This is a genomic window from Pseudomonas sp. R4-39-08 (genome assembly GCF_003852275.1).
Lineage (GTDB): Bacteria > Pseudomonadota > Gammaproteobacteria > Pseudomonadales > Pseudomonadaceae > Aquipseudomonas.
This window is the reverse complement of sequence record NZ_CP027733.1, coordinates 838,255-851,922: the sequence shown is the minus strand read 5'-3', so window position 1 is coordinate 851,922 and position 13,668 is coordinate 838,255. Positions and strand designations below refer to the sequence as shown.

13 protein-coding genes are annotated in these 13,668 nt (G+C 62.3%); 11 read left to right on the top strand and 2 right to left on the bottom strand.

All coding sequences use genetic code 11. The features are described from left to right. The first annotated feature begins 87 nt into the window (after nucleotides 1-87). Entirely contained in the window at nucleotides 88-2,181 is a 2,094-nt protein-coding gene (locus C4J88_RS03660) for a TonB-dependent siderophore receptor (protein WP_124406245.1), read from the top strand. 128 nt (nucleotides 2,182-2,309) lie between these two features. Here C4J88_RS03660 and hemH read toward each other — a convergent pair whose 3' ends face one another. Together hemH and C4J88_RS03650 are read right to left on the bottom strand one after the other, a co-directional pair. After that, nucleotides 2,310-3,335 (bottom strand): ferrochelatase, encoded by a 1,026-nt coding sequence (gene hemH / locus C4J88_RS03655; protein ID WP_124406244.1) that lies wholly within the window; start codon nucleotides 3,333-3,335, stop codon nucleotides 2,310-2,312. A 14-nt stretch (nucleotides 3,336-3,349) separates the two neighbouring features. Continuing rightward, nucleotides 3,350-4,249 carry a TIGR01777 family oxidoreductase gene (locus C4J88_RS03650; RefSeq protein WP_124365764.1) on the bottom strand — a complete coding sequence of 300 codons (900 nt, stop codon included), beginning with the start codon at nucleotides 4,247-4,249 and terminating at the stop codon, nucleotides 3,350-3,352. Between the two features lie 212 nt (nucleotides 4,250-4,461). Here C4J88_RS03650 and C4J88_RS03645 point away from each other — a divergent pair, with 212 nt between their 5' ends. The 10 genes from C4J88_RS03645 to C4J88_RS03600 all read left to right on the top strand — a co-directional run bounded on the left by C4J88_RS03645 (nucleotide 4,462) and on the right by C4J88_RS03600 (nucleotide 13,663). Then, complete coding sequence (locus C4J88_RS03645) at nucleotides 4,462-5,448, top strand: NAD(P)/FAD-dependent oxidoreductase (protein WP_124365763.1); 987 nt, start codon at nucleotides 4,462-4,464, stop codon at nucleotides 5,446-5,448. Continuing rightward, nucleotides 5,445-5,660 carry a TIGR02450 family Trp-rich protein gene (locus C4J88_RS03640; RefSeq protein ID WP_124365762.1) on the top strand — a complete coding sequence of 72 codons (216 nt, stop codon included), beginning with the start codon at nucleotides 5,445-5,447 and terminating at the stop codon, nucleotides 5,658-5,660. The genes C4J88_RS03645 and C4J88_RS03640 overlap by 4 nt, the downstream gene beginning before the upstream one ends. 111 nt (nucleotides 5,661-5,771) lie before the next feature. Continuing rightward, complete coding sequence (locus C4J88_RS03635; protein ID WP_124406243.1) at nucleotides 5,772-6,731, top strand: DUF523 and DUF1722 domain-containing protein; 960 nt, start codon at nucleotides 5,772-5,774, stop codon at nucleotides 6,729-6,731. A gap of 3 nt (nucleotides 6,732-6,734) precedes the next feature. Continuing rightward, nucleotides 6,735-7,664, top strand: a complete 930-nt coding sequence (locus C4J88_RS03630) for a MerR family transcriptional regulator (RefSeq protein ID WP_124406242.1) — start codon at nucleotides 6,735-6,737, stop codon at nucleotides 7,662-7,664. After that, nucleotides 7,665-9,104, top strand: a complete 1,440-nt coding sequence (gene phrB / locus C4J88_RS03625) for a deoxyribodipyrimidine photo-lyase (RefSeq protein ID WP_124369523.1) — start codon at nucleotides 7,665-7,667, stop codon at nucleotides 9,102-9,104. Continuing rightward, complete coding sequence (locus tag C4J88_RS03620) at nucleotides 9,101-9,883, top strand: SDR family oxidoreductase (RefSeq protein WP_124406241.1); 783 nt, start codon at nucleotides 9,101-9,103, stop codon at nucleotides 9,881-9,883. Before phrB ends, C4J88_RS03620 begins: the two co-directional genes overlap by 4 nt. Then, nucleotides 9,880-11,127 (top strand): NAD(P)/FAD-dependent oxidoreductase, encoded by a 1,248-nt coding sequence (locus tag C4J88_RS03615; protein WP_124406240.1) that lies wholly within the window; start codon nucleotides 9,880-9,882, stop codon nucleotides 11,125-11,127. Before C4J88_RS03620 ends, C4J88_RS03615 begins: the two co-directional genes overlap by 4 nt. Further along, entirely contained in the window at nucleotides 11,124-11,933 is an 810-nt protein-coding gene (locus C4J88_RS03610; RefSeq protein WP_124406239.1) for a DUF1365 domain-containing protein, read from the top strand. Before C4J88_RS03615 ends, C4J88_RS03610 begins: the two co-directional genes overlap by 4 nt. Continuing rightward, nucleotides 11,920-13,191, top strand: a complete 1,272-nt coding sequence (locus C4J88_RS03605; protein WP_124406238.1) for a cyclopropane-fatty-acyl-phospholipid synthase family protein — start codon at nucleotides 11,920-11,922, stop codon at nucleotides 13,189-13,191. Before C4J88_RS03610 ends, C4J88_RS03605 begins: the two co-directional genes overlap by 14 nt. Next, a complete protein-coding gene (locus C4J88_RS03600; RefSeq protein WP_124361205.1) occupies nucleotides 13,184-13,663 on the top strand; it encodes a DUF2878 domain-containing protein in 480 nt (159 codons plus the stop codon). The genes C4J88_RS03605 and C4J88_RS03600 overlap by 8 nt, the downstream gene beginning before the upstream one ends. Nucleotides 13,664-13,668 lie beyond the last annotated feature (5 nt).

The following is a 13,668-nucleotide window of genomic DNA, read 5'->3' as shown; positions in this document are numbered from 1 at the left end:
GAGGGCACCTGCAAAATGATATTACATAACAACCCATCTCATTAGACATGTTATATTGTTTCAATACCAACATTGGAACGCTCTATCATGCCGTCTCGAAAGTTTGCGCCCCTGGCCGGCCTGGCCCTGGGCTTGCTGCTCGACTCCGCCTACGCCGAAGAAAACACCCTGGAACTGGACACCATCAGCGTCACCACCGACGCTTATGAGTCGGCGACCGGCCCGGTACAGGGCTACCGCGCCACTCGCTCCGCCAGTGCCACCAAGACCGACACAGCCCTGCGCGACATCCCGCAATCGATCAGCGTGATTCCCGCCACGGTGCTCAAGGACCTGGGCAGTACCAGCGTGGAACGCGCTTTAGAGTTTGCGGGCGGCGTCTCCAAGCAAAACAACTTCGGCGGCCTGACCCTTTACGAATACAGCGTGCGCGGCTTCACCACTTCTGAGTTCTATCAGGATGGCTTCAGTGCCAACCGGGGCTACCCGAGCACGCCGGATGCCGCGAATATCGAACGCATCGAAGTACTCAAGGGGCCTGCCGCCAGTTTGTATGGGCGTGGCGATCCGGGCGGCACGGTAAATATCGTCACCAAGAAGCCCCAGCCGGAAGCCTTCACGACCCTGCAAACCAGTGCCGGCAGTTGGGACCGCTATCGCACAGCCCTCGACGTCAACACACCGCTGGACGCCGAGGGCAATGTGCTGTCACGGGTCAATCTGGCAGTGGAAGACAACCACAGCTTCCGTGATCACGTCGAGAGTAAGCGCGTGTTCGTCGCGCCTTCGTTCAGCTGGCAGCTGAACCCGGACACCAGCCTGTTGGTGGAAAGCGAATTCGTGCGCCACAGCTCGACCTTCGATCGCGGCATCGTCGACGCACCTGGGGTATCACGCTCCACCTTCCTCGGCGAACCCAACGACGGCGACATCGACAACCACAACAATCGCATCCAGGCCACCCTGGAACATCACCTCAACGACGCCTGGAAACTGCGCCTGGCCAGCCACTACAAACAGGGCAGCCTGTGGGGCGACGCGTCGGAAAACCGTGCACTGAATGCAGACGGCCACACCCTCAACCGCCGCTACCGCGAGCGCTCCATGGGTTGGCACGACAGCATCACCCAGCTGGAACTGCGCGGCCTGATTGATATCGGCAGTTGGCAGCACGAACTGCTGGTGGGCACCGAATACGAGGACTATCGCAAGCAGGAACGCGTGACCGCTACCGACGGCAGCTACCCCATCGACCTCTACAACCCGGTCTACGGCCAGCCCAAACCCAACGGCAAACGCTCCGGCACCGACTTCTTCGAGCAAACCAAAAGCCACGCATTGAATCTGCAAGACCAGATCATCTTCACCGACCGCCTGCGCGGCATGCTGGGCGCACGCTTCGAGCATTTCGAACAGAGCACCGACGATTTCGCCCGCAACCACGCCAAAAGCCGGCAGACCCACGACGCCCTTACCCAGCGTGCCGGCCTGCTCTATCAACTGACGCCGCAGGTGGGGGTATTCGCCAACGCCTCCACCTCGTTCAAGCCCAACAGCGGTGTGGATGCCGGCGGTCAGACCTTCAAACCCGAAGAAGGCGTGGGGTACGAAATGGGGATCAAGACCGAGCTGTTCGACGACCGCCTCAGCGCCACCCTCGCCGCCTTTCATATCGAAAAGGAAAACGTGCTGACCCTGGACCCGTCGACCAACACCAACCGCGCCATGGGCAAGGCGCGCAGCCAGGGGTTCGATCTGCAACTGACCGGGCAAGTCACCGACGCCATCCGCGTGATCGGCGCTTTCGCCTACATCGACGCCGAAGTGACCAAGGGTGATAACACCATTCCGGCGGGCAGCCGCATCCTCGGCGTGGCCAAGCGCAGCGGCAGTCTGTTGGGGGTGTATGAGTTCCAGGACGGCGCGTTACGCGGTTCGGACCTGGGGGCGGCGTTTACCTATGTCGGTGATCGCTCCGGTGAAGCGGGCACCGGCTTCGAACTGCCCGCCTACCATACCGTCGATCTGCTCGCGCATTACAAGGCAACGGAGAACGTCACCGTGGGCCTGAACCTCAACAACCTGTTCGATGAGCACTATTACGAGCGGTCCTACAGCAGCTACTGGGTCAACCCCGGTGAGCCGCGCAACCTCACGCTCAGCCTGACCCTCAATCTCTAAGCAAACGCCATACTAAATGTGGGAGGGGGCTTGCTCCCGATAGCGGTGTATCAATCAGCAATACTGAGACTGACACCCTGCTATCGGGAGCAAGCCCCCTCCCACATTTGGTTATTCGCACGGCTTAATTACAGCGACACAGGCGCGCGTTCACACAAGGTATTAAGCGCCGCCGCCCACTGCGGGTCATCATTCAGGCAAGGCACCAACACCAACTCCTCGCCCCCCGCCTCACGGAACTGTTCCAGCCCGCGATCACCGATTTCCTCCAGAGTCTCGATGCAATCGGCGACAAACGCCGGGCACATCACCAGCAGTTTTTTCACGCCTTGTTGCGCTAACGCCTCGAGACGCGCCTCGGTATAGGGTTCGATCCACTTGGCGCGGCCCAGGCGGGATTGGAACGCCACCGACCACTGGCCGTCCGGCAACCCCAGCCGCGCGGCTACATCCCGGGCGACGCTGAAACACTGCGCGCGGTAGCAGGTGGCAAGCACCTCCGGGGACGCGTTCCTGCAGCAATCAGCGTCTTTGAAGCAATGCTGGCCCGTGGGGTCGAGCTTGGTCAGGTGACGCTCAGGCAAACCGTGGAAACTCAACAGCAGGTGGTCGTAATCCTGTTCTACATACGGCCGCACACTCGCCGCCAAGGCATCGAGGTACTCAGGCTGATCGTAGAACGGCTGCAGGATCGAGAATTGCACCTTGAGTTTCTTGTCGCGCACCACGCGCCTGGCTTCCTCGATCACCGTGGTCACGGTGCTGTCGGCAAACTGCGGGTACAGCGGCGCCAGGGTCACTTTCTGGATGCCTTGGGCGGCCAGGCGTGTCAGCACCGTTTCAAGCGAAGGCTCGCCATAACGCATCGCCAGATCCACCGGGCCCTGGGTCCATTGCGTGGTCATCTGCTGCTGCAGGCGACGGCTGAGGACCACCAGCGGCGAGCCCTCCTCCCACCAGATGGACGCATAGGCATGCGCCGACTGCTCAGGGCGCTTGATCAGGATCAGCGACACCAGCAGGCGGCGCACCGGCCACGGCAGGTCGATCACATAAGGGTCCATCAGGAACTGATTGAGGTAGCTGCGCACATCGGCCACCGAAGTGGAGGCCGGTGAGCCCAGGTTGACCAGTAACAACGCGTGATCCGTCATGCAACATCCTATCTCTAGAGGCGGCTGGACAAGTCGTCCAGGGCCGCACGCAACTCAGTGAACTGGAAAGTGAAACCCGTCGCCAGCAGCCGCTCAGGCAGGGCCTTTTGCCCGCCCAGCAACAAGCCCGACAACTCGCCCAAGCCGACCTTCAGCGCAAAGGCCGGCATCGGCATGAACGCCGGCCGATGCAGCACCTGGCCCAACGTCTGGGCAAATTCGCGGTTACGCACCGGGTGTGGCGCGCAGGCATTATAAGGACCGCTGGCGTCAGCCTTGTGCAGAAGAAAATCAATCAGGGCGATTTGATCCTGGATATGCACCCACGGCATCCATTGCCGACCATTGCCGATCGGCCCGCCCAGCGCCAGTTTGAACGGCAGCAGCAGGCGCGACAAAAAGCCGCCCTCGGCCGCCAGCACCAGGCCGGTACGCACCAGCACCACACGAATGCCCAGGGCCTCGGCCCGCACGGCGGTTTCTTCCCAGGCGATACACAACTGGCTGGGGAAATCGTCTTGCACCGGGCCGCACGCTTCAGTCAGTTCGCGCTCGCCGCCGTCGCCATACCAACCCACGGCAGACCCGGAGATCAGCACCGCCGGTTTTTGCTCGAGGCCTTCCAGCCATGCCAGCAGGCTTTCGGTCAGGCTGATGCGGCTGCTCCACAGCAAAGCCTTGCGTTTGTGGGTCCAGGGACGGTCGGCGATGGGCGCACCGGCAAGGTTGACCACCGCATCGACGCCGCCGATCACGTCCTGCAAGCGCCCGACACCCGCCACTTGCGCGCCGCAGACCCGCGCAACGGCATCGGGTTTGCGGCTCAACACGGTCAAGCGATGGCCCTGGGCAAGCCAGTGCCGGCACAGTTGACGGCCGATCAAACCGGTACCGCCGGTCAGCAAAATATGCATGGGACGCTCCTCATGTAACGTTCGCCGCCGCTCACTGGTCTATTTTATAAGCAGGGATCAATTTAATAATCGAGCGTGGCGGCCATTCAGCCCTTAGCTTAACCATAGGTCACGCCACACAATCAGGCACGCCAAAACTTATACCAAAAAACAATATTGTACAGCTATTGGTGTCGGCGTAGTCTGTACCCAACGGTAAAACGAGGCCTCCCATGACTGTCCCCATTGCGATCATCGGTACCGGCATTGCCGGTCTCTCCGCCGCCCGAGCGTTACGAGACGCGGGGCACGTTGTACAACTCTTCGATAAAAGCCGCGGCAGCGGCGGCCGTATGTCCAGCAAGCGCAGCGATGCCGGTGCCCTGGACATGGGCGCACAGTACTTCACCGCGCGTGATCGGCGCTTCGTCAACGAAGTGCAGCGCTGGCAAAGCCATGGCTGGGCGCAACAGTGGAAACCCCAGCTGTACAACTTCAAGTCCGGCCAACTGACGCCCTCCCCCGACGAACAGATCCGCTGGGTCGGCACGCCACGCATGAGCGCCATTACCCGCGCACTGCTCGATGACCTGCCGGTGGAATTCGGTTGCCGCATCACCGAGGTGTTCCAGGGCACCCAGCACTGGAACCTGCTCGACGCCGATGGCGGCCATCACGGCCCGTTCAGCCATGTGATCATCGCCACGCCGGCGCCCCAGGCTACCACCCTGCTGGCCGCCGCACCGAAACTGGCGAGCGTCGTGGCCGGGGTGAAAATGGACCCCACCTGGGCCATCGCCCTGGCCTTCGACACGCCTCTGGATACACCGATGGAAGGCTGCTTCGTGCAAGACAGCGCCCTCGACTGGCTGGCGCGCAACCGCAGCAAACCGGGGCGTGACGTCACCGTCGACACCTGGGTGCTACATGCCACCAGCACCTGGAGCAAGGCGCACCTGGACCTGCCCAAAGAGGCCGTGATCGAACACTTGCACGGCGCCTTCGCCGAGCTGCTGCATTGCACTATGCCCGCGCCCTCATTCAGCCTGGCACACCGCTGGCTCTACGCCCGACCGTCCAGCAGTCATGAATTCGGCGTGCTGGCCGATGCCGACCTGGGCCTGTTCGTCTGCGGCGACTGGTGTTTGTCGGGGCGTGTCGAAGGTGCCTGGCTCAGCGGCCAGGAGGCGGCGCGACGGTTGATCGAGCACCTGCAATGAATCGCATCAACCCGGCCAAATTGCTATTGTCGAAATGGACAGCCACCTTGCCGAAAAACAAGGAAAAACACTTCCTCGTCACCGAACTGTTTCGTGACGAGGAAGGCACCGTGCTGGAGATCGAGCTGCAAGCGGTGATGACCCGACGAACCGAGCGCGTTGGCTGGCAAACATTGCAGAATACGGATAGCTGGAAAATGGGATGGCAGTAAGCCCTGCGAAAAAACCTGTACAAAATAATTGACTTGTACAAGATCAAATCTATGATGAGATTAGTTGTACAGTAATTCGCACCTGTACAGGAATTTCACAGAGGTTTGCCCATGCCCCATTCCGTGAAACCCAAGATCGGCATCAGTGCCTGCCTGCTGGGCGAGAACGTGCGTTTCAACGGCGGGCATAAACAATCCCTGTTGTGCAGCCAGACCCTGGCCGACTACTTCGACTACGTGCCGCTGTGCCCTGAAGTCGCAATCGGCCTGGGCATCCCCCGCGAAACCATTCGCCTGGTCGGCGACGCGAACAATCCCCAGGCCGTGGGCACCGTGCACCGCGAACTCAACGTGACCCAGCCGCTGGATGAATACGGGCAGGCGATGGCGCGTGAACATACCGACCTGTGCGGCTACATCTTTATGCAGAAATCGCCGTCCTGTGGCCTGGAGCGGGTCAAGGTTTACCGTGAAAATGGCGCACCGGTGGATGGCGGGGGGCGCGGTGTCTACGCCCAGGCATTCTGCGCGCGCCACCCCAACTTGCCGGTGGAAGAAGACGGCCGTCTGAATGACCCGGTATTGCGAGAAAATTTCCTCACCCGCGTGTTCGTCTACGCCAGTTGGCAGCAACTGCTCGCCGATGGCCTGACGCGTCATCGCCTGCTGGCCTTTCACTCGCGCTACAAATACTTGCTGATGGCCCACAGCCCGGCGCACTACAAAAGCCTCGGCCAGTTGCTCGGCACCATGGGCAAGGATGACAAACTCGACGAGTTGGCCACCTGCTACTTCTGCGAACTGATGACGGGCCTTAAGAGGTGCGCCACCCGCGGTACCCACACCAATGTGCTGCAACACATCAGCGGCTACCTCAAGGCGTCGATCAGCGCCGACGACAAGCAGGAAATGCAAACCATCATCGGCCAATACCACCAAGGCATCGTGCCTCTGGTGGTACCGCTTACCCTGCTCAAGCATCACTTTCGTCAACACCCGGACCGCTACATTGCGCAGCAGGCCTACCTGCAACCGCACCCGGAAAATCTCAGCCTGCGTAATGCGATCTAAGCCATGAACGTTGCCCTGCAAGGCGAAACCGGCGAAGACATCGCCCAAGCCCTGAAAAATGGCTGGTTACCGATCCGCGAGGTGGCGCGCCAGACCGGCGTCAACGCCGTGACCCTGCGCGCCTGGGAACGCCGCTACGGCCTGATCGTGCCCCAGCGCACGCCCAAAGGGCACCGGTTGTTCAGCGCCGAACATGTGCAACGCATCCACGCCATCCTCACCTGGCTCAATCGGGGCGTGCCGGTCAGCCAGGTAAAAGGCCTGATCGACTCCGCCCAGGCCAACCCCGAGCCGATGGAAAACGAATGGCACGCCCTGCGTCAAACCTTGGTCAATGCCATCGGCGAATTGGCCGAGCGCCGGGTCGACGATGCTTTTAACCAAGCCATGGCGCTCTACCCACCGCGTACCTTGTGCGAGCAGTTGATGCTGCCGCTGCTCAGCGAGCTTGAACAGAAATGGCAGGGTCAATTCGGCGCGCAGATGGAGCGGGTGTTTTTCCTGTCCTGGCTGCGCAGCAAGTTTGGCGCGCGGATTTACCACAACAATCGTCAACTCCACGGCGCCCCGTTGCTGCTGGTCAACCACTCCGACTTACCCCTGGAACCGCACTTGTGGCTCAGCGCCTGGCTGGCCAGCAGCGCCGACTGCCCGGTGGAAGTGTTCGATTGGCCGCTGCCCGCTGGCGAACTGGCCCTGGCGGTAGAACACCTGCAACCGCGCGCGGTGCTGCTGTATTCAAGCAAAGCGCTGCAGGTCCCGGCACTCACCAAACTGCTGGCCGGCGTTGGTTGCCCGATACTGATTGCCGGCCCCACGGTGTGCATCCACCACGCCGAGTTGGCCGCACTCACCCATGACCTCCCCGACGTGTTCGTCGCCGAAGACCCGTTGTCGGCCCATCAGATATTGCTCCAGCGTGGAATTGTCTAAATGCACTTGATCTGGCTGCGCACCGACCTGCGCCTTCACGACAACACCGCCCTGGCTGCCGCAAGCCAGCGAGGCCCGGTCGCGGCGGTTTACCTGATCACGCCGCAACAATGGCTGGCCCACGATGACGCGCCCTGCAAGGTCGACTTCTGGCTGCGCAACCTGCAAGCGCTGAGCCAGGCGCTGGCAGCCCTGAACATCCCGCTGTTGATCCGTCACGCCGACACCTGGGACCAGGCGCCCGGCGTATTGAGCCAGCTGTGTCGGGAGCTCAAGGTGCAATCGGTGCACGTCAACGACGAATACGGTATCCACGAGAGCCGGCGCGACGCCGCCGTGGCCCAGGCGTTGGAAGCCCAGGGCGTGACCTTCCAGCGTTACCTGGACCAGCTGTTTTTCCAGCCGGGCAGCGTGCTGACCCAGTCCGGCACCTACTTCCAGGTATTCAGCCAGTTCCGCAAGGTGTGTTACACCCGCCTGCACAGTGCCTTGCCGCGCCTGGTGGCAAGCCCCAAGGCCCAGGCCAGGCTCGACGTGAAAAGCGACGTCATCCCCACCCGCGTTGAAGGGTTCGCGCCACCCAGTGAAACCTTGCGTGCCCTGTGGCCCGCCGGTGAAGACGAAGCGCGCCGCCGCCTCGACGCATTTGCAGACGAGCAAATCAGCTATTACAAAGACGAGCGCGACTTTCCCGCCAAGCCCGGCACCAGCCAGCTGTCCGCCTACCTGGCCGCCGGAGTCGTGTCACCACGCCAGTGCCTGCACGCGGCGTTGCAGTCCAACCAGGGCGAGTTCGAAAGCGGCGACATCGGCACGATTACCTGGATCAACGAACTGCTGTGGCGTGAGTTCTACAAACACATCCTGGTGGGTTACCCACGGGTCTCGCGCCATCGTGCGTTCCGCCCCGAAACCGAAGCCGTGGCCTGGCGCAACGCGCCCGAGGACCTGGCCGCCTGGCAGCAAGCGCGCACCGGTTTGCCGATTATCGACGCGGCCATGCGCCAACTGCTGGAAACCGGCTGGATGCACAACCGCCTGCGCATGGTGGTGGCGATGTTCCTGACCAAGAACCTGCTGATCGACTGGCGCGAGGGCGAGCGCTTCTTCATGCGGCACCTGATCGACGGCGACTTGGCGGCCAACAACGGCGGCTGGCAGTGGAGTTCGTCGACGGGCACCGATTCGGCGCCGTATTTCCGGATTTTCAGCCCGTTGAGCCAGTCGGAAAAATTCGACAGCGAAGGCCTGTTCATCAAGCACTGGCTGCCGGAGCTGGCCGCGCTGAACAAGAAGGACGTGCACAACCCGCAAGCCGCCGGCGGTTTGTTCGGCATCGCCGATTACCCGCGCGCCATTGTCGACCTGAAACACTCCCGCGAGCGCGCCCTTGCCGCCTTTCGCAGCCTGCCCACGCGTCCAGAGAGGAGAATGGGATGAGCCTGACACCGCCCCGTCGTTATTGGTTGACCGGCGCCAGCAGTGGCATCGGCGCCGCGCTGGCCGTGGAGCTGCTCAACAGCGGCGCCCATGTGGCGCTCAGCTCGCGCACCAAAGGCCCATTGGCAGCACTCGCCCAGCGTTATCCGGGGCAGGTGCTGGTGGTGGCCGGCGACTTGACCAACAGCCAAACCGTACGCGAAATCGGTGAACGAATCGGCGAAGCCTGGGGCTCGCTGGATACGGTGATCCTCAACGCCGGCACCTGTGAGTACGTCGACGCCCGGCAGTTCGATGCGTCGATTGTCGAACACGTGGTGCGCACCAACCTGCTGGCCAGCAGTTATTGCGTCGAAGCCGCGCTGCCGCTGTTGCGTGCCGGGCGTACGCCGCACCTGGTGGGCGTGGCCAGCGCCGTGACCTACCTGCCCATGCCACGTGCCGAAGCCTACGGTGCCTCGAAAGCGGGGCTGCGCTACTTGTTCGAATCCCTGCGCATCAGCCTGTCGCCCGAGAACATCGACGTCACGGTGATCAGCCCGGGGTTTGTCGACACGCCACTGACCGAACGCAATGATTTCCCCATGCCGTTGAGCTGGTCGGCCGACAAGGCGGCGAAGCACATCTTCGCCAAACTGGAAAAGCGCCCGCTGGAGATCGCCTTTCCGGCCATGTTCATCGCCACCTTGTGGCCGCTGTCGAAGCTGCCTAACCGGGCCCAACTGATCATCGGCAAACGCATGTTGCGCAGCCCGCCGCCGCACAAGGACGACCTGTGAAGATCGCCATTATCGGCAGCGGTATCGCCGGGCTGACCAGCGCCTACCTGCTCAGTCGGCGCCACGACATCACGCTGTTCGAGGCGGGTGACTGCCTCGGCGGGCATACCCATACGGCCAACGTGACGGTCGAAGGCCAATGCTATGCGGTGGACACCGGCTTTATTGTGTTCAACGACTGGACCTATCCCAATTTCATCCGCCTGCTGGGGCAGATCGGCGTCAGGTTCAAACCCACCGAGATGAGTTTCTCGGTGTGTGACCAGAGCGCAGGGTTCGAATACAACGGCAATAACCTCAACAGCCTGTTTGCCCAACGTAGCAACATGCTGTCGCCAGGGTTCTGGGGCATGCTGCGCGATATTCTGCGCTTCAATCGCCAGGCGCCGCAGGACCTGCAAGCGCAGCGCATCAGCGCCGACATGACCCTGGGTGATTATCTCGACGCCGGCGGTTATGGCCCGCGCTTTATTCGCCACTACATCGTGCCGATGGGCGCGGCGATCTGGTCGATGTCTTTGGCCGACATGCTCAAGTTTCCCTTGCAGTTCTTCGTGCGTTTCTTCAAGAACCACGGTTTGCTGTCGGTGAGCAATCGCCCGCAATGGTGCGTGATTGAAGGCGGCTCCAGCTGTTATATCGAACCGCTGGCCCGCAGTTTCCGCGATCACGTGCGCCTCAACTGCCCTGTGCATAACGTGCAACGCACCGACGACGGCGTGGTTATCCACAGCGCGGCCGGCAGCGAGACGTTCGATCGTGTGGTCTTCGCCTGCCACAGTGACCAGGCCCTGGCATTGCTCGCCGACCCCAGCCTGGCCGAACAGCAAATCCTTGGCGCCCTGCCCTATGCCGACAATGACGTGGTGCTGCACACCGACACCCGACTGCTGCCCGACCGCAAGCTGGCCTGGGCCAGTTGGAACTACCGGCTGAGCGGCAGTCAGCAGCATCAGGCCGCTGTCACCTACGACATGAACATCCTGCAAGGCATCGACAGCGCCACCACCTTTTGCGTGAGCCTCAACCAGACGTCGATGATCGATCCGCTGAAGATCCTGGCGCGCTACACCTATGCCCATCCGCAATACAGCCTGGCAGCGGTGGCCGCGCAAGCGCGCTGGGAAGAATTGCATGGCGCGCGCAACACGTTCTACTGCGGCGCCTACTGGGCCAACGGTTTCCATGAAGACGGCGTGGTCAGCGCCCTGCGCGTGGCCCAGGCCTTTGGGGAAACCCTGTGAACAGCGCCTTGTACAGCGGCTGGATCGCCCATCGTCGGTTTACGCCCAAGGCCCATGCCTTTCGCTACCGCATCGGCCTGCTGTACCTGGACCTCAGCGAAGAGGACGCGGTGCTCGCGCTCTCCCCCCTGGCCGGCGTGAGCCGCCTGGCGCCGTTCGGCTTTCGCCAGCAGGACTACCTGCGCCCATTCACGCGCCACGGCATGAGCTTGAGCGACGCGGTGCGCGGTGAAGTCGGCAAGGCCCTGGGGCGCACCCCGCAGGGCGCTATCTGCCTGCTGACCCAGGCTCGCAGCTGGGGCCTGGCGTTCAACCCGGTGAGTTTCTTCTATTGCTACGAGGCCGACGGGCAACTGGCGGCGATCCTGTGTGAAGTCACCAACACACCGTGGCGCGAGCGCTATCACTACGTGTTGCCGGCCCAGGTAATGGGCGCCGATGAGCATCAGCACTTCGCCGTGGCCAAGGCGTTCCATGTATCGCCCTTCCTGCCGCGCGACCTGGAATACCGCATGAGCTTCAGCCCGCCGGCCGCCCGGCTCGGCGTGCACATGGCCGATTGGCAAGGCGCGCATAAAGTCTTCGACGCCACCTTGAGCCTGCAAAAAGAGGCCCTGACCCGCGCCAGCCTGCATCGCTATCTATGGCGCTTTCCCTGGATGACCGCCAAGACTTGCCTCGCGATTTACTGGCAGGCCCTGCGCCTGCTGCTCAAACGCACACCGATTTTCCCCCACCGAGCCGCCGATGGCGTCTCCAGCACCGCAGTCGGGTATACCAAGGACCGCCGCCATGAAATCCCCTAGCTTATCGGTCAAGGCCAATCGCCTGAACGTCAATGGCATCAGCGCTGCGCTGTTGCGCAAAGGCGTGTTGCGTCAACTCAGCCAATTGCGCCATGGGCAATTGGTGATCGTCGAGGACGGCGAGCGACAAGTGTTCGGCGCACGGGAAGCGCACCTGCTGGGGGAAATCCAGATCCTGGATTCGGCGGTGTGGGGCCTGGTGGCCGCCAACGGCTCTATCGGCGCCGGCGAGGCATTTATCCACGGTTATTGGAGCAGCCCGGACCTGACCGCCGTGGTGCGGGTGATGGTCAGCAACCTCGACGTGCTTGATGCGATGGAAGGTGGCCTGGCCCGCCTGGCGCGGCCGTTCACCCAGGGCCTGCACTGGCTCAACCGCAACACACGCAAGGGCTCGCAGAAAAACATCGCGGCCCATTACGACCTGGGCAACGACCTGTTCGAGGCGTTTCTCGACCCGACCATGATGTATTCGGCAGCGCAATTTCTCAGCGCCGACGACACCCTGGAACAGGCGCAACTGAACAAGCTGGAACGCATCTGCCAGAAACTGTCGCTCAAGCCCACTGACCACCTGCTGGAAATCGGCACCGGCTGGGGCAGCATGGCGCTGTACGCGGCGCAGCATTATGGTTGCAAGGTCACCACGACCACCTTGTCCAAAGAGCAGTTTGCCTACACCGCGCAGCGCATCGCGGCGGCGGGCCTGCACAGTCAGGTGACGGTGCTGCTGCAGGACTACCGCGACCTCACGGGTGAGTACGACAAGCTGGTGTCCATCGAAATGATCGAAGCGGTAGGCCATCGCTTCCTGGCCACGTATTTCAAGCAGTGTGCGCATTTGCTCAAACCCGACGGCCTGATGCTGCTGCAAGCCATCACCATCCGCGAACAACGCTTTGAGCAGGCCAAGCACAGCGTCGACTTCATTCAACGCTACATCTTTCCCGGCGGCGCCCTGCCCAGTGTGCAGAACATGCTGCAGATCGTCTGCCGCGACACCGACATGAACCTGCTGCACATGGAAGATTTCGGCCTGCACTACGCACGAACCCTGCGCCTGTGGCATGAGAACTTTCGCCGTGCCCATGGCCGCCTCGCGGAGCTTGGCTACGACGAGTACTTCCTGCGCTTGTGGGAGTTCTACCTGTGCTACTGCGAGGGCGGCTTCATGGAGCGCACGATTGGCACCGCGCAGTTACTGCTGGCCAAGCCAGCGGCAATCAACCCGCCGTTGCTCGGGCGCTTCAGTGCTTAAATCCCTGGCGAATGCCGCGTTGTTCCAATGCGGCTGGTTTGCCTGTGTGCTCGGCGGCGACAGCCTGTGGTTGCTGGTGGGGTTGGCGGTACTGGTGATCAACCTGCTGTGGATAAGCCCGCTGGCGGATGACGGGGTGTTGATCATCGGCGTGACGCTCGCCGGCACGCTGCTCGACACGCTGTTGCGCACCCTGGGGGTATTCCACTTCAGCGAACCGGGGCCGTTGATTCCGTTCTGGTTGATGCTGCTGTGGGCATTACTGGCCACCACCCTGCGCCATTGCCTGGCCTGGAGCGCCCGGCCCTGGTGGCGTGCCGCCCTGTTGGGCGCGGTGGGTGGGCCGTTGTCGTATTACGCCGGCAGCCAATTGGCTGGCGTGCAGTTTGGCTATGGACTGGGGCCGACGATGGCCGGGCTGGCGGTACTTTGGGCCGCCGTGTTCGTCGGCATGCAGCGGTTGGCTCACTGACGTCC